We start from the raw sequence: 17687 nt of genomic DNA, 5'->3' as shown, positions 1-17687 counted from the left end.
TTTATTTTACATTATCATAGATTTCCTTTACTTCATCTTCTGAAAATTCATACATCTTATTGCAGTAGCTGCACTTTATTTCAACTTTTCCCTCTTCTTCAAGAATCTCTTTAACTTCTTCGTCTCCAAGGGAAATTATTAATTTTTCAATCTTTTCACGATTGCAAGAACATTTATATCTTCTCTCGTCAACTCCAACTAACTTTGGATTAAACTCTTTAAAATACTTTTCAATTACAGCTTGTGGATTCTCTTCTTCAACAAATAGCGAACTTATTGCAGGAAAGTCCTTTAATGCACTTTCAAGCATATCTAAATCTTCATCATCATAATTTGGAAGAGCTTGAATAAATAGTCCTCCTGCTGACTTTACACTGTAGTCAACGTCAACAAGCACACCTAAACTAACCACCGTCGGCATTTGATATGATGAATAGAAGTACTTCGCAAAGTCTTCTGCGATTTCTCCATTCACAAGCTCTGTATAGCCATTATAAGGCTGTCCAAATCCAAGGTCTCTCGTTACAACTAGATTACCATTATGACCTACAAAGCCACCAACATCAAGCTTTGGCTTTCCTTCCACAGAAGGTATGTCTATCTTAGGGTTTTGAATGTAGGATCTAATGTCACCTTTATAATTTATTTCAGAAACCAGTAGTCCTGCAGGGCCATCTCCTTGAATTTTTAATATTATTCTTTCTTTTTCGTTTTTAATCTCTGAGCCCATTAATGAAGCCATTGTTGAAAGCCTCCCTAGAGCTGCAGTTGCAGTTGTAGAAGTTTCATGAACCTGTCTCATGTCTTCAACAAGCTCTTTTGAATTTATTATAAAGAAACTCAAAGTCTCTTTTTCATTTAAATATCTATATAGCTGAACCATTTTATCATCCTTTATTTAATTAATTTTATTTCAAAAATGCAAAAGCCCCTTTGCAGGGGCTAAGTTGTACTTCTAAAAAAATTTATATTATAATTTTACTACATTAGAAGCTTGTGGACCTTTAGTTCCTTCTACTACTTCGAATTCAACTTCTTGTCCTTCGTCTAAAGTTCTGAATTCACCATTGTCTTCTAAAGCAGTGTAGTGAACGAAAACGTCTTCGCCTTCATCTGTAGAAATAAATCCAAATCCTTTAGTTGCATTAAACCATTTTACTTTGCCTTTTGCCATTTTGTTCCTCCAAAAAAATTAACCAATAAATAACTAACAGCTTTATTTACTGTACTTCTACAATATATCATATATCTTTCTATATATCAAGAACTATATTTTGAATCCTAAATTATTTCATCCCTAGTTTTTAATCGTCTTTTTTTATTCATATGATATGTTATTGCAATCACCGATGCAGATATGGCTATTTTTATTAAAAGTAAAACTATAAACTGCCATGAAAGTGGATTTAAAATAACATCTCCTAGAAGAGTATTTGTTACAACACCTATGGAACATCCTAATAGTGATGATGTTATGTACTTTATATAATTTGTCTTGCAGGCTCCAAAGTAAAAACTCAGTACATCACATGGAAACCAGCCAATTAATCTAATTACAAAGTTTGCCAGGAATTCATTTCTCTTTTGCATTTCGATAACTTTATCTATTTTTGGATATTTCTTTTTTATATAATCCATCTCTTCAGCCCCAGACCATCTACCTAGTACAAATGGTATGGTAAGTGTTATTGTAAGCCCCAAGTAACTTACAAGTAGCGCCTTTGCAGGAGAAAATAATATTCCACTGGCCACATAAAGCGATGGAAGTGGTATTACAATGGTTAAACTTTTTATTGCAAATAGTAACATAAGTGATGTTATTGACTTTCTTGGATTTCCCTTTGCATTTTCAGTAATTGATTCGACACTGAAATTTCCACTTCTCGTAAGTAAAAGAACTATTATAGCCGAAGCAAAACAAATCAGAGCAACGGTCTGAATCTTTCGTACTCTCTTCGATACTTTTACATCCGACTCGTCAAAGTTAAGATCTTCATTTTTTTCAAAAATTTTATTTTTATAAGAAATAATTTTTTCCTTCAAATTACTCATTATTCTTCCTTTCCAAATTTAACAACAACCCTTATTTATATTTTCCAAAGTTAATAATTTCTTTGCGTCATTTCTTCCCATTTCATAAAGATTTTCCAGTTTTTCATGATCTTGCGTCAACGTTTTTAAATTTGAAATATCATCTGGCGAAACTATAATTATCTTATTTTGTTTTTCCAGTTCAATAATTTCCTTTAATGACTTGTTGTAAACTTGCGCCCTATTCTTAAGAGCCTGTGCAGATTTTGGATATTTTCTTTTTAAAATTCTCGCAATTTTTTTATCCTTTTTTGAGTTTCTAAAATAATTTTTTGGCCTGGTTAACACTACTATAACCTTGTCACATCCTGCATTAAATGCTCTCTTATATGGAATTGGATCACTCATTCCACCATCAAAGTATGGAATGTTATCTATATTGTATGGTTCACATAAAACCGGTACACAGCAAGAAGCTTTAATTGGATCGTAGTTATCCTGTGAAAGATTAGCTTTATTAAAATATACTGGCTTTCCCGTATTTGCATTAGTTGCTACAATTTCAAACTCCATTTTATTTTCAATCATCATTTTATAATCCAGTGGATTCTCTCCATCTTTTTTACTAAGTGTGTAATACACGTAATCAAGATCTATATAGGAGCCATTCTTTATTAGGTTTTTCATACTCATGTACTCTTTTCTAAAGGCATAATCATCATAAAAAATAAAATTTCTGCCTCGTTGATTTGCAAGAAAGGAGGCTCCATTGGCAGCTCCAGCAGAAACTCCAATAAAATAATCTCCGCTTATTCCCTCTTCCATCAAATAATCAAAGACCCCAGCACCATATATTCCTCTTGTTCCTCCACCTACATCAACAAATCCTAATTTCATATCATCATTCCTATCTGATTCTTATCTAGATAAATAATTTCGTTTTTCAGTTCTATATGTAATTTAATTATATAACATTATTTAATAGTTTCAATGAAACAAATGCCAATTACAAAAATTTGCAAAATAAAAAGACACCTAAGTGTCCCTTTAAATTTATTTCTGACAAGTTATAAGTATTCTCTGAGTAAATTCTTCTATATCTTCTCCCGTATCAAAGTCTTTTATTTTAAAATTATTAAATCCAATTTCTGAAAGCATCTCTTTTAAAATATCAGGAGAATAATATTTTTGATGTTGGTATTCAGTAGTTCTTTTATAAACTCCCTCTTCTTCCACAAAGAAGTCTAGTATCATATCGACTTCTTTATTTTCAAAGTCATATTCGTTTTGCCATGTGTAAAAAATATTTTCGTATTCATACACATAGCTATTGTCTCCCAGAACATTTTCTATTTTGTCCAAAGAGTTTACATCAAAAGAAAAGTAGGATCCATGTTTCAAGGAGTTATAAATATTTTCAAAACTTTTCTTCACAGTCTCATAATCTTTTAAGTAGTTTATGGTGTCTAGTGTAGAAAATGCAAAATCAAAATAGTCTTTACTGTCTAAATCCTCTATGCCTATGTTTAGATATCTTATATTTGAGTAATCTATTAGCTTATTGGAAGCAATTTCTAACATCTCCACACTTGGGTCCAGGCCAAAATACTCTTTTGAATTTTCTATAAAGTACCTTGTCATATTTCCCGTTCCAATGCCTATTTCAAGGATGTTCATATTCTCTTTGAAGTCCACATTTTCCTTTATTATTCTGCTATGGTTTTCATAGTCGATGTCAAAGACAAGTCTATCATAGACATTTGAAAACTCATTATACATCTATATCTTCCCAGCTGAAGATATAAGGAATATTTCTGTAGTTTTTACCATAGTTCAGACCATAACCAACAATAAATACATCTTCAATTTCAAAGCCTTTAAAATCTGGTTTTAGTTCCACTTGTCTTCTGCTTGGCTTATCAAGTAGCACACAAACATCTAATGTCTTAGGATTTCTATGCCCAAATATTTCCTTTAAATTTTTAAGCGTGTGACCAGAGTCCATAATATCATCTACAATTAGTACATGTTTATTTTCAATATCTTCTCTAATGTCACTGATTATATTTACCTGTCCTGAGCTTTCCTCTCTCGACTCATATGATGAAGTTATTGCAAAGTCGACAACAACTGGAATTTCAAGTTCTCTTATAAGGTCTGCTGCAAATACAAATCCTCCCCTTAAAACAGGGATTACTATAACCTCTTCCCCCTTATAATGTTCTGTTATTTCTCTTCCCAGCTCTTTAACTCTCTTTGCTATTTCTTCACGACTAAAAAGTACAACTTCTTTTTTATTTTCCATTATTACTCATCCTTTAAAATTTTTTTAAATTCTCCGATTAAATAAAGGGAACCGGTTATGATTATTTTTTCTTCTGATAAAATTCTATCTCTAATATAGTTACAAGCCTCTTCAACACTTTTTGTTATTACAATTTCCTTATTATACTCTTTGAGCTTCTTGGCAAACTCTTTTGGCTCCATTGCCCTTTCATAATCGATTTTAGTTATTATAACCCTCTTTGAAAACTTTATAATATCTTCCAGATGGCAGATAATATCTTTATCCTTCATGGATCCAATAACGAGATTAAAATCTTTTAAGTTAAGCCTTTCAACATTTTCTTTTAACGCTCTTATGCCTTCATAGTTGTGGGCACCATCCACTATTATAAGGGGATTTTTTTTCAAGACTTCCATTCTACCTTCAAAGTAAAGCTCTTTGACTGCAGATTTTATTTTTTCAATATTTGGACTCTTAATTATTTCATTAAGGGCTAAAATAGCCAGGCAAATATTTGATATTTGATAACTTCCTAAAACCTTCGTTTCAAAATCTATACCCATGTACTGAAACTTTGAACCTGCAGGTGATATTTCTTTTGCAAAGTAGTCGGATGATTTCAAAAATTTAATATTTGCATCTTTAGTTTTTGCTTCTTTCAAAATAACTTCATCTACAAAGTCTTTATGCTCAAATGAAATCACTTTTCCGTTATCTTTTATTATTCCAGCCTTGTGGTAGGCTATGTCTTCCAAAGTATTTCCAAGCCTATCCTGGTGGTCAAAGTCAATTGTAGTTATTATACTTAATAGGTTTGAATCAAAGATATTTGTTATATCAAATCTTCCACCAATACCAGTTTCAATAATAAAGTAGTCAGGCCCTTCATTATCAAATACCTTTAATGCCAACAAAAATGAAACTTCAAAATAATTTAAATTCTTTAAGTCTTGGATTGTTATTTTTTCTAAAATCTCTTCCACATTTTTAATTAAAAGTTCTTGTGAAATTGGTTTTAAATCTATTTTTATTCTCTCCTCATACTTTTCTAAATGGGGAGATGAAAAGTGCATTACCTTATATCCCTGTTCTTTTAAAAGCGTGGATAAAAAAGTTCCAACGGATCCCTTGCCATTAGTGCCAGCGATTTGAATTGTTTTTCCTTCATCTATGTTAAGTTCAAGCTTTGCAAGGACTCTTTTAAAATTAGAAGAGTCCTCACTATGCCCATAATTAACATTTTCTATTAAATCAAGAGCTTGTTTATATTTCATTTACCTTTTCTCTCACTTTTTGTAGTGCTGTATCTACTTCTTCTTTCATTGAAATATACTTTTCAAGCTTTTCTCTCTCTTCAGCAACAACTTTTTCTGGAGCTTTGTCCACAAAATTTTTGTTAGAAAGTTTTCCTTCTGCCCTCTTAATTTCTCCAGCTAGTCTATCTTGTTCCTTAGTAAGTCTGTCAAGCTCCTTATTGTAATCAATAAGTTCATCAAGAGGTATAAAACCTTTAAATCCATTTTGTACTATTGATATAGAGTCTTCTGAAGTCAAATCTTTGTCTGCAAAGTGTGTTTCTGAAACAGAAGCAACTGTTTTGAAATGATGTGAAATATTTTCAAGTTTTGATTTTACGACATCTTCTTCAACTAGTATAAATAACTCTGCCTTTTTGCTTGGTGCAATATCCAGTTCTGCCCTTGCATTTCTAATTGACTTTGTAGTTTCTATTAAGATTTCTATTTCTTCAACTTCTTTTTCAAAGCTAAAGGAGTCGTCATACTCAGGCCAAGTTTCATTTATTAACATATCTTTTTTATTTGGCATGATGGAGTAAATTTCCTCTGTGATATATGGCATAAATGGATGAAGTAGTTTTATAACATTGTCTAACACATGGATTAAAGTTGACTGTGCTGCCACTTCAGACTCTTCATTGCCATCTTCGTATAGCCTTGGCTTTACAAGTTCAATATACCAGTCACAGAATTCATTCCAAATAAAGTCATATATCTTATCAGCAGCAAGTCCTATTTCGTACTTGTCAATATTTTGATCCACATTTTTAATCAGGCTATTTAATTCTGATATTATCCACTTGTCTTCTACTTCCAACTTTACATCTTTAATATTTTTAATCTTTTCTTCTTTTAAATTCATAAAGATAAATCTAGTTGCATTCCAAAGTTTGTTTGCAAAGTTTCTATTAGCTTCTACTCTTTCCATGTAAAATCTCATGTCATTACCTGGAGAGTTACCAGTTACAAGGGTAAATCTAAGGGCGTCTGCACCGTAGTTGTCAATAACTTCTAAAGGGTCGATACCGTTGTTAAGTGACTTAGACATCTTTCTTCCTTGAGAGTCACGAATAAGTCCAGTGAAGTATACATCCTTAAATGGAAGTTCTCCCATATTGTGTATTGATGAGAATACCATTCTTATTACCCAGAAGAAGATTATGTCATATCCTGTTACAAGTACATCTGTAGGGAAGAAATATTCTAAATCTTCTGTCTTATGTGGCCAACCTAAAGTTGAGAAAGGCCATAGTGCAGATGAAAACCAAGTGTCCAATGTGTCCGGATCTTGAACTACATTTGAACTTCCACACTTTGGACAAGTATCAACATGCTCCTTAGATACAGTCACTTCACCACAGTCTTTACAATAGTAAACTGGGATTCTGTGTCCCCACCAAAGTTGTCTTGATATACACCAATCCCTTGTGTTAGTAAGCCAGTTTTCATAGGTCTTTCCAAGTCTATTTGGAATTAGATTAAGCTTTCCATCTTCATAGGCTTCCAGGGCTTCCTTGGCAAATTTTTCCATTTTAACGAACCATTGTTTTGATACAACAGGTTCAATAACAGTTCCACATCTTTCACAGTGACCAACTGCGTGATTGTGGTCTTCAATCTTTTCAATTAGACCAAGCTCTTCAAGGTCCTTTATCATTTCTTTTCTAGCTTCAATTCTCTCCATGCCAGAGTATTTTCCATAACCTTCAGATATATGACCTGTTTCATCTATTACGATACATTGACCAAGATTATGTCTTTCTCCAACTTCAAAGTCGTTAGGGTCGTGGGATGGAGTAATCTTTACCATACCAGTACCAAATTCCATTTCCACATAATCATCGGCAATTATAGGAATTTCCCTTTCCACTAGTGGTAGTATTAGTTTTTTTCCAACAATGTCTTTATATCTTTCATCCTCAGGATTAACTGCAACAGCCAAGTCTCCTAGCATTGTCTCTGGTCTTGTGGTGGCAATAACTATATAATCATCCCCATCTTTGAAAGGATATTTTATATGCCAAAGCTTTCCATCTTCATCAACATGTTCAACTTCCGCATCGGATACTGCTGTACCACATGACACACACCAGTTTACAATACGGTCCCCCCTGTATATAAGGCCTTCATTATACATCTTTATAAATACTTCTAGTACCGCATCAGAAAGGTGTTCGTCCAGTGTAAAGGCCTCCCTTGACCAGTCACATGACACACCAAGTTTTTGAAGTTGGTTCTTTATATTTCCTCCATAAATTCTGGTCCAGTCCCAAGCTTCTTCTAAAAACTTTTCTCTTCCTAAATCTTTCTTGCTCTTGCCTTCAGATTCAATCTTATGAACAACCTTCATTTCAGTTGAAATACTTGCATGGTCCGTTCCTGGAATCCAAAGGGCGCTGTAACCTTGCATCCTCTTTCTTCTTATAAGAATATCTTGTAATGTATTATTTAGTGCATGACCTAAATGTAGTACACCTGTAACATTTGGTGGTGGCATAACAATTGTAAAAGGCTTTTTGTTTTTATCCACTTCAGCTCTAAAATATCCATTATCCTTCCAAGTCTTGTAAATTTTTTCTTCAAATGATTTGGGATCATAAGTTTTTTCCAAATTTTTCATTCTGTACTCCCCTTTTTTCTAAAGTTTTATCTTTTTTGTCTATGATTATAATAAAAAAACCTTCCATCCACTTAGGACGAAAGGTTCCGTGTTACCACCTAATTTTCATTATTCAATGACACTCAAATGATTATAAAGTAATCAACTTTACTCCGAAGCAACCTTCAATTAAAACATTTAGAAGATTTCACCAAACTCTTCCTCTCTGAAAAATAATTTTAATTTACTCCTCTTCTTCAACGTAAATATCAAATTTATAGAAATATTATCATATTTTAATGGAAATATCAAATTAAAAATTGATTGTACTTCTTTTCATCTCCAATGGTACTACTTGAGTTATGTCCTGGATAAACTATTAGTTCATCATCAAGTAATTTAATTTTCTCAAGCGAATTTTTCATATCTTCTGGATTACTTGTAGGTAGATCTGTTCTTCCTATGGAGTTTCTAAATAGTGTATCTCCAGTGAAAAGATTTTGTCCAATCTTGATACATTGACTTCCTATGGTGTGACCAGGTGTATAGATAAATTCTATTTTGTGGTCATTGAAATAAACTTCACTGTCTTCATTTACATAAAAGTCAGCTTCTAGACTTATATCACCATACATTGCAGCACTTAAATTGAGGTTTGGGTCTAGTAATAGTTCCCTTTCCTTTTCATGGGCATAAACAGGTGTGTTGTACTTTGCTCTAAGCTGCTCACAAGAACCTATGTGGTCCCCATGTCCATGGGTTAAGAGAATTTTTTCAAGTTTTAAATCCCTATTTTCAATTAAATCCACAAGTGAATCAAATTCATATCCTGGATCAATAATAATTGCTCCATCACCTTCAATTATAATGTAAATATTTTCCACAAGTCTTCTTGTTTCAATCTTTAATACTTCCATATTCTCTCCTAATATATTTTGCTACTATCAAGTTGAATAGTTACTGGACCGTCATTTACAAGTTCCACTTGCATATCTGCTGCAAACTTTCCAGTTTCAACTTTTAATCCAGTTAAGTCTCTCAATTCCTTAACAAACTCTTCATAGTATTCATTCGCCTTTTCATGTTTTGCAGATTCTATAAAGCTAGGCCTATTTCCCTTTCTCGCATCACCATATAATGTAAACTGCGAAACTACCAAAAATTCTCCAGCAATATCTTGAATAGAAAGGTTCATCTTGCCTTCTTCGTCTTCAAACACACGAAGCTTTGAAACCTTTTTCAAAATATAGTCCATATCATCTTTTGTATCTTCTTCATGAACTGCAAGAAGAATTAAAAATCCCTTTGAAATTTCTCCTATTTTTTCCTCTTCTACAGTTACTGAAGCTCTTTTAACTCTTTGTATAACTGCTCTCATTATGCTGTCACCCTATAAACATCCAATGTTCCCTTTATACTTCTAAGTGCCTGTAGAATGTCCTTCACCTGTTGAGTGTGACTTACTTCTACAATTATATTTATAGTATATGTCTTGTCTTTATTCTTAATTACATTCATACCCTTGGTGTCTGTGCCAAGTTCTGATATTTTTGATGTCAAGTTAGCCAAGTATCCAAATCTATCAAATGCAATAATTTGAATTTCAACATTGTAAGTGGATTCATCATCAGCATCCCAATACACATCAATAAGTCTATTTGGATCAATATTTGCAATATTGGAGCAGTCCTTTCTATGAACGGAAACTCCTCTACCCCTTGTAATATAACCTACGATGTCGTCCCCTGGAACAGGGTTACAACACTTTGCAATCTTGATTTGAATATTGTCCACGCCCTTAAGTACGATTCCATGTTCTGAACTCTCAGGTATGTTCTTTAACTCAATATCATGTTTTTCTTCTTCTATTTCGTCTGTCTTATAATATTCCTTATGAAGCTCCTTTAGCTTAGGCATTATCTGTGTTAAAGGTGTTGTTCCAAAGCCAATGGATGCATACATGTCGTCAAGAGAGTTAAACTTCATCCTCTCCATAATATTATTAAGCCAGTCTTCTTTTAAAATCTCATTAAAGGTGTAGCCCTGCTTTCTAACTTCCTTTTCAAGCATATCTCTACCCTTAACGATGTTGCTATCTCTTTCCTTCTTTTTGAAATATTGTTTAATCTTCTGTCTAGCCTGAGATGTCTGTACAATTTTAAGCCAGTCCATGCTAGGTCCTGAAGAAGTTGTTGAGGTTAGTATCTCTACAATATTTCCCGTCTTTAATTTATATGTCAAAGGTACAATTCTTCCATCCACCTTTGCACCTACACATTTATTTCCCACCGCAGAGTGGACTCTATATGCAAAGTCTATTGGAGTTGATCCTTCCCTAAGTTCAATCACATCTCCCTTTGGTGAGAACACAAATACTTCGTCTGAAGTGAAATTCTCTTTAAAGGAGTTTATAAACTCTCTGGAGTCGGACATGTCCTTTTGCCATTCCATAAGTTCTCTAATCCATGCCAACTTTTCATCAAGAGACGATTTCTTTCCGCTAGTTCCCTCTTTGTACTTCCAATGGGCTGCGATACCATATTCAGCAGTTCTATGCATTTCATAGGTTCTAATCTGCACTTCAAATATCTCTCCACGTGGCCCTATAACAGTGGTGTGAAGTGATTGGTATAGATTTGGTTTTGGCATTGCTATATAGTCTTTAAATCTACCAGGAATTGGTTTCCATAGGGTATGCACTGCACCAAGAACTCCATAACAGCTCTTAACGCTATCGGTGATTACCCTTACTGCAGAAAGGTCGAAAATCTCTTCGAAGGCCTTTCCCTGTTGATACATTTTACGGTAGATACTATAGATACTCTTAGGTCTACCACTTATTTCACCAGTAATTCCAAGTTCTTCCATGGCTAGGTTCAAAACTGAAATTATATCTTGAATAAAAGATTCTCTCTCTCTTCGTTTAAGCTTTACCTTTTCAACCAAATCGTAATATATCTTTGGTTCCAAATATCTTAAACTAAGATCTTCCAGTTCCCATTTAACAGTACTAATACCAAGTCTATGTGCCAGTGGCGCATAGATCTCCAAGGTCTCAGTGGCTTTTTCAATCTGTTTTGTCCTCTCCATGTACTCAAGAGTTCTCATGTTGTGAAGCCTGTCAGCTAACTTTACAATTATAACCCTTATGTCCTTTGACATAGCCAAAACCATCTTACGAAGGTTTTCTGCTTGGTTTTCCTGTTTGGACTTATAATAGATTTTATTAAGTTTTGTTACACCTTCAACCAAAAGAGTTATCTCTTCACCAAATATTTCCGTTAACTCTTCTTCAGTAACCTCTGTGTCCTCAAGAACATCATGTAAAAGACCTGCAACTATGGTTTCATCGTCCATGTTCAAGTCCGCCAATATGTTGGCAACTGCAACCGGATGTATAAAATACGGTTCACCGGAACTTCTGAACTGTCCTTCATGCATCTTTTCAGCCAAATCATATGCTCTTGTTATAAGTTCTTTGTCCACATCCGGGTTGTAGGATTCTATTTTTTGAAGCAAATCATCAAGCATTTTACACATCTCCATCGCATTAAATAATACCATTATAGTATCATATTTTTACTTAATCTTCAATTTAACGAAGGTCTACAATTCTTACTTGTAAATTTTTGTTTCCCATAAATTCATTTATGTCAGGATAGTAGATTATATCTATGAAAGGATTTTTATTATTTGCCTTTGAAGAAACATAATCGTATATAACTTTTATCTTTTCCTTGTTTGAAAACATAATCCCATCAAGCTTTCTTCCCCTGGCCTTCAGTTGAAGTTTTAAAGTGTTTTCATTTTTTCCAAGAATTTTCATATCAAGCACTTCAATATTTCTATCTCCAAAGACAGGCTTTGGATTTCCCGCGCCATAGGGTTCCAAAGTACTGATAAGTTCTACGATTTCAAATGTAATCTTGTCTATAAAAAGTTGACTGTCAATATATTTTTTTGGAATTAAATCTTCCTTCGTTAACTTCGAAGAGTCTAATAGACTTGAATAAAGCAAGTCGAAATTCTCTTCATACACCGAAAGGCCACATGCCATTGGGTGCCCTCCAAAGGATTTTAACAAACCTTTAAAAGGAAAAATATTTTTATACATGTCGTATTCAGCTATACTTCTTCCAGAGCCTTTTAATACTCCTTCTTCCCTTGCGGCAGTAAACACAATTGTAGGCCTGTTGTAAAACTCTTTAACACGTCCTGCAATTATACCTGCCAATGACTCGTGAATGGACTTCTCACATACTAGGATTATATCTTTTTTGTAAAGCTCTTCACTCTCCACCTTATCCATTACAAGCTTTACTCCCTCTTCCGTCAAAGCCTTTCTCTCGTTGTTTAACTCCACAAGTCTCTTTGCAATCTCGTCAATACGTTCAAGGTTTTCTTCCAAGAAGAGTTCTATTCCCAACGTTGCTGTGTCAAGTCTTCCAGCAGCATTAATACATGGTCCAAGTATAAAACCAATTTTATATACGTCAATACTTTCCTGTTCTAGTTTTGTTTCCCTAATAAGGGCTTTGATTCCGTAGTTATTGGTCTTATGAATTTTTTTAAGGCCTTCCATAACAAAAAATCTATTTTCATCTAATAAATCCACAATATCTGCTACGGTACCCATGGCAACATATTCAAGTAAGTCCATTAGGTAATCCAGGTCTGCGTCCAATTTAAGGTATAAGCCATACATAAATTTAAAGGCAACTCCAGCGCCGCAAAGTTTTTTAAAGGGATATTCACAGTCACTTCTGTTTGGATTTAACACAGCATTTGCCTCTGGAAGTATGTCCTCGCCATTTTCGTCCTTATTGACTTGGTGATGGTCTGTTACAATTACATCCATACCAAGTTCACTAGCATATTTTACCGGCTCAAAGGAGCTGATTCCATTGTCGCAGGTAATTATTAAATCAACGCCCTCTTCTTTTGCCTTCTCCACAATTCTCTTTGAAATTCCATATCCATCTTCAACTCTATGGGGAATGGCGTATGAAATATTTTCAGTAAAGAGCATTAAACCGTCCAGTAGTGTCATGGTGGAAGAGTTTCCGTCTTGGTCATAGTCTCCCACAATCCTTATGTGTTTATTTAAATCTATTGCTTCAATTAGCATATCCACCGCTTTTTTCATATCCTTCATTAAAAATGGATCATGCATTGAGTTTTCAGCGGTGGGATTTATATATTTTGGTATATCTTCATATGGAACATCTCTATTTGCAATAATCTTTGCTAGTACTTCATTTATTTCAAAATCCTTAGCAATTTTTTTATATTCTTTATTTGCCGCTTTAATTAACCACTTATTCATTTTTCACCAAAAAAAGATAAGTTATTTTAAAAAATATCTTATCTTTCCCTCTTTTATTATTTCTCTTCTTTTTCTTCTTCTTTTTCAGTTGCTACAGTTCCATCAGCAATAACTGTTCCCACTGCAGACTTAACAAATTCTAATTTTGTCTTTGAGTTAGAGCTTTCAATTACTACAAAGTCATCTCCGATTTTTATTACCTTTCCTTTGACTCCACCAATTGTAATAATGTTGTCACCTACTTTTAGGTTTGCTCTCATCTTATTAACTTCTTTTTCTCTCTTTTGAGTAGGTCTAATCATAAAAAAGTACATGGCACCAAAGACGATTACCATAAAACCTATTGAGCTAAATAATTGTTGTTGTGGCATACTATCCTCCTTTATTTATGGTATTCATAACCATATTTTTCATAAAATTCATTTTTATACTCAAGGAAATTATCCTCAAGAATCGAATTTCTAATATTATCCATCATATTTATTAAAAATGATAAGTTGTGAATTGTCAATAGCCTTGCTCCCAATATTTCATTTACACTTATTAAATGTCTTATATAGGCCCTTGAGTAATTTCTACATGTATAGCAGTCACATTCACTGTCCAGTGGACTAAAATCATTTTTATATTTAGCATTCCTAACAACCAATCTACCATGGGTTGTTATTGCCGTTCCATTTCTTGCAATCCTTGTAGGAAGAACACAGTCCGCCATGTCAACTCCCGCTTCTACGGCTTCGAAAAGATAGTCAGGAGTTCCCACACCCATTAGGTATCTCGGTTTATTTTCCGGCATAAATTGAGTGGTGTAATTTAACATCTCAATCATAAGTTCTCTCGGCTCTCCCACAGATAAACCACCAATTGAGTAGCCAGGTAGGTCAAGCTTTGCCGATTCAATTGCAGAAAACTTTCTAAGATCTTTGTACATACCACCTTGAACGATTCCAAATAGCGACTGCTTGTCGGTGTTCTTGTGATACTCTTTGCATCTTTCAAGCCATCTAAGAGTTCTTTCAGTGGAGTTCTTTATATAGTCATAGGTTGATGGATATGGTGCACATTCATCAAAGGCCATCATAATGTCAGATCCTATGTCATTTTGAATTTCCATGGACTTTTCAGGAGATATAAAATGTTTTGATCCATCAATATGGGAACGAAACTCCACTCCCTCTTCAGTTATTGTTCTAATTTTATTTAAACTAAATACTTGAAATCCACCAGAGTCAGTTAGTATGGGCTTATCCCAGTTCATAAACTTATGAAGTCCACCAGCCTGTCTTAAAACCTCTTGTCCTGGTCTTAAGTACAAATGGTATGTGTTCCCAAGTATAATCTGTGCTCCAATGTCCTTTAACTCTTCTGGAGTCATTGTCTTAACAGTCGCTCTAGTACCAACTGGCATAAACACAGGTGTCTTTATATCTCCATGGGGAGTGTGAATTACACCGGCCCTTGCCTTGGTATTAGACGACTTCTTTTCTATTTCATAACTTATCATATTAATCCCTCTTTATAAACATAGCATCGCCAAATGAGAAAAATCTATATCTTTCCTTAACTGCAATGTCATATGCTCTTAAAATATTTTCTTTAGTTGAAAATGCTGAAACCAGCATTAAAAGCGTTGACTTAGGTAGATGGAAGTTTGTTATCAAGCTGTCCACAACTTTAAATTCAAATCCAGGATATATAAATATATCCGTCCATCCACTGTCTTCTCTTATGTCACCATGCTTTTTATAAACCGACTCCAAAGTCCTGATGCAGGTGGTTCCAACTGCAATTACATTATTGTTGTTTTTCTTCGCTTCATTAATTGCATCCGCCGTGTCCTTTGGCATAATATACATTTCAGAGTGCATATTATGCTTTTCCACATCATCAACCTTAACCGGTCTAAAGGTACCAAGGCCAACATGAAGAGTGACAAATTTTACAATAACGCCCTTTTCTTCTATCTTTTTCAAAAGTTCCTTTGTAAAATGTAGTCCTGCAGTTGGTGCTGCAGCAGAGCCTTCATGCTTTGCATACACAGTTTGGTATCTCTCTTTGTCTTCAAGCTTTTCAGTTATATATGGTGGAAGGGGCATGTTTCCAAGTTCATCAAGTATCTCTTCAAAGATTCCATCATAATAAAACTTTACAAACCTATTTCCCTCATCACTAATATCAACCACTTCGCCTTTTAATAGACCGTCTCCAAATATAATCTCTGCCCCAAGTTTCATCTTCTTACCTGGCTTTACTAGAGTCTCCCAAACATCATCGTCGCCTCTTTGTACTAGAAGGACTTCTATCTTTTCGTCCTTCCCAGGTCTGTTTCCAAAAAGCCTTGCGGGAATAACTCTGGTGTCGTTAAGCACCAGCACATCCCCTGGGTTTAAATAATCTATAATATCATAAAATTTTTTATGTGAAATTTCTCCACTTGACCGACTCATGACCATAAGCCTTGACTCATCCCTGTTCTTAATGGGATGTTGGGCTATGAGACTTTCATCTAAGTCAAAATCAAAATCATCTGTTTTCAATACCTACTCCTCATACTCTATTCCAAAATGTTCATAGGCCCTCTTAGTAACCATTCTACCTCTACTGGTCCTGTTTAAAAATCCAATTTGAAGTAGATAGGGCTCATAAACATCTTCTATTGTAATACTCTCTTCTCCCGTTGAAGCGGCAATTGTGTCCACTCCCACTGGCCCTCCATTGAAATTATTTATAATGGTTAGGATTATCTTTTTATCTACGCTGTCCAGACCCAAGTTGTCCACTTCTAACATATCCAGTGCATGATTTGCAACATCCTGGTCTATTTTGCCATCATGTAGAACCTGTGCGTAGTCTCTAACCCTCTTTAGAAGTCTATTTGCAATTCTTGGAGTCCCCCTGCTTCGTCTAGCGATTTCCAGTGCTCCTTCATCGTCAATTTCAACATCTAAGACACCTGCAGAACGCTTTACAATCTTTGCCAAGTCTGAGTTGGAATAGAGTTCAAAGTTCAGTAAAACTCCAAATCTATCCCTTAATGGCGAAGTTAACTGTCCCGCCCTTGTGGTTGCACCTATTAATGTAAAGTGTTCCAAGTCAATTCTCAAAGACCTTGCAGAAGGTCCCTTTCCAACGATTATATCAAGGGCAAAGTCTTCCATTGCAGGGTATAAAACCTCTTCAACGGAGCGATTGATTCTGTGAATCTCATCTATAAATAAAACATCGTCCTTTTGTAAATTCGTTAAAATAGATGCCAAGTCAGAAGGCTTTTCTATTGCCGGTCCACTGGTGATTCTAAGATTTACTCCCATTTCATTTGCAATTATATTTGCAAGTGTGGTCTTACCAAGTCCCGGTGGTCCATGTAATAACACATGGTCCAGGGCTTCTCCTCTCTCCCTTGCAGCCTTTATAAATATATCCAATTTTTCCTTTGCCTTGTCCTGGCCAATGTAGTCACCCATCCACTTGGGTCTTAAAGAGTTTTCGATGACCTCGTCTTGGGAAATAAAATTTCTTCCCACTATTCTCTCATTAGAATCTTCCACCATTATCACCTCTTACTCTCTAAATTTTTCATGGCAAGTTTTATCTTGTCTTCAAGCCTAAGCTCAGGATCAAGTTTTCTTAGCACCTTCTCCACATCATTCTTCATATATCCAAGGTTTATTAATGCTTCCAGTGCAAAGGTGTCGTCATCGTCAAGGGAATTTGTTCCTTCATTTTCAGTAGGAAGTTCAAAGTCCTGTCCAATCTTGTCCTTAAGTTCCAGAATTATTCTTCCTGCAGTCTTCTTTCCAATGCCAGGAGCCTTTGTTAAAAGATCTATGTCATTGTTGTGAATAGAGTATTTAATATCATTTGCATTTAAAGTTGAAAGCAGTCCTATGGCAACCTTTGGTCCAACTGAAGAAACCTTTATAAGTAGTTTGAACAGATCAAGCTCTTCTTCAGTGGCAAATCCATATAAATATACTCCATCTTCCCTTACGATATATTCTGTGTATAACTTAAAGGTCTCATAAGTATTTAGCTCTGCAATTGTACTGGCAGTTGTAAAAATTCTATAACCTATTCCATTGTTTTCAACTATAACTTCACCTTGTAAAATGGATTTAACATCTCCAATAATATAAGCGTACAATC

At 34.5% G+C, this 17687-nt stretch carries 17 protein-coding genes and 1 other annotated feature; all 17 genes read right to left on the bottom strand.

The window, feature by feature from the left end; genetic code table 11:
- Position 1: 1 nt before the first annotated feature.
- Entirely contained in the window at positions 2-883 is an 882-nt protein-coding gene (hslO, locus tag L6651_RS01095) for an Hsp33 family molecular chaperone HslO (RefSeq protein ID WP_237036213.1), read from the bottom strand.
- A gap of 87 nt (positions 884-970) precedes the next feature.
- On the bottom strand, positions 971-1174 hold the full coding sequence (locus L6651_RS01090; protein ID WP_237036212.1) for a cold-shock protein: 204 nt from the start codon (positions 1172-1174) through the stop codon (positions 971-973).
- Between the two features lie 107 nt (positions 1175-1281).
- Positions 1282-2052 carry a TVP38/TMEM64 family protein gene (locus L6651_RS01085; RefSeq protein WP_237036211.1) on the bottom strand — a complete coding sequence of 257 codons (771 nt, stop codon included), beginning with the start codon at positions 2050-2052 and terminating at the stop codon, positions 1282-1284.
- Positions 2053-2070: 18 nt separating this feature from the next.
- Entirely contained in the window at positions 2071-2928 is an 858-nt protein-coding gene (locus L6651_RS01080; RefSeq protein WP_237036210.1) for a patatin-like phospholipase family protein, read from the bottom strand.
- A 156-nt stretch (positions 2929-3084) separates the two neighbouring features.
- Positions 3085-3810: a class I SAM-dependent DNA methyltransferase gene (locus L6651_RS01075; RefSeq protein ID WP_237036209.1), complete on the bottom strand. Its 726-nt coding sequence runs from the start codon at positions 3808-3810 to the stop codon at positions 3085-3087.
- On the bottom strand, positions 3803-4336 hold the full coding sequence (gene hpt / locus L6651_RS01070) for a hypoxanthine phosphoribosyltransferase (RefSeq protein ID WP_237036208.1): 534 nt from the start codon (positions 4334-4336) through the stop codon (positions 3803-3805). Before hpt ends, L6651_RS01075 begins: the two co-directional genes overlap by 8 nt.
- Before the next feature lie 2 nt (positions 4337-4338).
- Positions 4339-5592: a bifunctional folylpolyglutamate synthase/dihydrofolate synthase gene (locus tag L6651_RS01065; protein ID WP_237036207.1), complete on the bottom strand. Its 1254-nt coding sequence runs from the start codon at positions 5590-5592 to the stop codon at positions 4339-4341.
- Positions 5582-8236 (bottom strand): valine--tRNA ligase, encoded by a 2655-nt coding sequence (locus L6651_RS01060; protein WP_237036206.1) that lies wholly within the window; start codon positions 8234-8236, stop codon positions 5582-5584. The genes L6651_RS01065 and L6651_RS01060 overlap by 11 nt, the downstream gene beginning before the upstream one ends.
- 69 nt (positions 8237-8305) lie before the next feature.
- Positions 8306-8485, bottom strand: a binding site (T-box leader).
- Positions 8486-8523: 38 nt separating this feature from the next.
- Positions 8524-9132 carry an MBL fold metallo-hydrolase gene (locus L6651_RS01055; RefSeq protein WP_237036205.1) on the bottom strand — a complete coding sequence of 203 codons (609 nt, stop codon included), beginning with the start codon at positions 9130-9132 and terminating at the stop codon, positions 8524-8526.
- A gap of 8 nt (positions 9133-9140) precedes the next feature.
- The gene (gene dtd, locus L6651_RS01050) at positions 9141-9593 is read right to left on the bottom strand and encodes a D-aminoacyl-tRNA deacylase (RefSeq protein WP_237036204.1); all 453 of its coding nucleotides are present in this window, start codon (positions 9591-9593) and stop codon (positions 9141-9143) included.
- Entirely contained in the window at positions 9593-11746 is a 2154-nt protein-coding gene (locus L6651_RS01045) for a RelA/SpoT family protein (RefSeq protein ID WP_237036203.1), read from the bottom strand. The genes dtd and L6651_RS01045 overlap by 1 nt, the downstream gene beginning before the upstream one ends.
- Before the next feature lie 64 nt (positions 11747-11810).
- Positions 11811-13541, bottom strand: a complete 1731-nt coding sequence (gene recJ / locus L6651_RS01040; protein WP_237036202.1) for a single-stranded-DNA-specific exonuclease RecJ — start codon at positions 13539-13541, stop codon at positions 11811-11813.
- Positions 13542-13597: 56 nt separating this feature from the next.
- On the bottom strand, positions 13598-13912 hold the full coding sequence (yajC, locus tag L6651_RS01035) for a preprotein translocase subunit YajC (RefSeq protein WP_237036201.1): 315 nt from the start codon (positions 13910-13912) through the stop codon (positions 13598-13600).
- 11 nt (positions 13913-13923) lie between these two features.
- Entirely contained in the window at positions 13924-15045 is a 1122-nt protein-coding gene (gene tgt, locus L6651_RS01030) for a tRNA guanosine(34) transglycosylase Tgt (protein WP_237036200.1), read from the bottom strand.
- 1 nt (position 15046) lies between these two features.
- Positions 15047-16078 carry a tRNA preQ1(34) S-adenosylmethionine ribosyltransferase-isomerase QueA gene (gene queA, locus L6651_RS01025; RefSeq protein ID WP_237036199.1) on the bottom strand — a complete coding sequence of 344 codons (1032 nt, stop codon included), beginning with the start codon at positions 16076-16078 and terminating at the stop codon, positions 15047-15049.
- A 3-nt stretch (positions 16079-16081) separates the two neighbouring features.
- Complete coding sequence (gene ruvB, locus L6651_RS01020; RefSeq protein ID WP_255784602.1) at positions 16082-17092, bottom strand: Holliday junction branch migration DNA helicase RuvB; 1011 nt, start codon at positions 17090-17092, stop codon at positions 16082-16084.
- Positions 17093-17094: 2 nt separating this feature from the next.
- Complete coding sequence (gene ruvA / locus L6651_RS01015) at positions 17095-17685, bottom strand: Holliday junction branch migration protein RuvA (protein ID WP_237036197.1); 591 nt, start codon at positions 17683-17685, stop codon at positions 17095-17097.
- Positions 17686-17687: the final 2 nt, after the last annotated feature.

Origin of the sequence: Mediannikoviicoccus vaginalis (assembly GCF_928097925.1) — a bacterium.
Lineage (GTDB): Bacteria > Bacillota > Clostridia > Tissierellales > Peptoniphilaceae > Mediannikoviicoccus > Mediannikoviicoccus vaginalis.
Note: the sequence above shows the minus strand (reverse complement) of the source record. Positions and strands in the feature narration are given on the sequence as shown.

Coding starts and splice junctions, on each gene's coding strand:
- L6651_RS01090 (WP_237036212.1), bottom strand. CDS start 1,174: ATGGCAAAAGGCAAAGTAAAATGGTTTAATGCAACTAAAGGATTTGGA.
- L6651_RS01065 (WP_237036207.1), bottom strand. CDS start 5,592: ATGAAATATAAACAAGCTCTTGATTTAATAGAAAATGTTAATTATGGG.
- L6651_RS01045 (WP_237036203.1), bottom strand. CDS start 11,746: ATGCTTGATGATTTGCTTCAAAAAATAGAATCCTACAACCCGGATGTG.
- hslO (WP_237036213.1), bottom strand. CDS start 883: ATGGTTCAGCTATATAGATATTTAAATGAAAAAGAGACTTTGAGTTTC.
- ruvB (WP_255784602.1), bottom strand. CDS start 17,092: ATGGTGGAAGATTCTAATGAGAGAATAGTGGGAAGAAATTTTATTTCC.
- L6651_RS01085 (WP_237036211.1), bottom strand. CDS start 2,052: ATGAGTAATTTGAAGGAAAAAATTATTTCTTATAAAAATAAAATTTTT.
- dtd (WP_237036204.1), bottom strand. CDS start 9,593: ATGAGAGCAGTTATACAAAGAGTTAAAAGAGCTTCAGTAACTGTAGAA.
- hpt (WP_237036208.1), bottom strand. CDS start 4,336: ATGGAAAATAAAAAAGAAGTTGTACTTTTTAGTCGTGAAGAAATAGCA.
- L6651_RS01075 (WP_237036209.1), bottom strand. CDS start 3,810: ATGTATAATGAGTTTTCAAATGTCTATGATAGACTTGTCTTTGACATC.
- yajC (WP_237036201.1), bottom strand. CDS start 13,912: ATGCCACAACAACAATTATTTAGCTCAATAGGTTTTATGGTAATCGTC.
- L6651_RS01055 (WP_237036205.1), bottom strand. CDS start 9,132: ATGGAAGTATTAAAGATTGAAACAAGAAGACTTGTGGAAAATATTTAC.
- L6651_RS01060 (WP_237036206.1), bottom strand. CDS start 8,236: ATGAAAAATTTGGAAAAAACTTATGATCCCAAATCATTTGAAGAAAAA.
- recJ (WP_237036202.1), bottom strand. CDS start 13,541: ATGAATAAGTGGTTAATTAAAGCGGCAAATAAAGAATATAAAAAAATT.
- L6651_RS01080 (WP_237036210.1), bottom strand. CDS start 2,928: ATGAAATTAGGATTTGTTGATGTAGGTGGAGGAACAAGAGGAATATAT.
- tgt (WP_237036200.1), bottom strand. CDS start 15,045: ATGATAAGTTATGAAATAGAAAAGAAGTCGTCTAATACCAAGGCAAGG.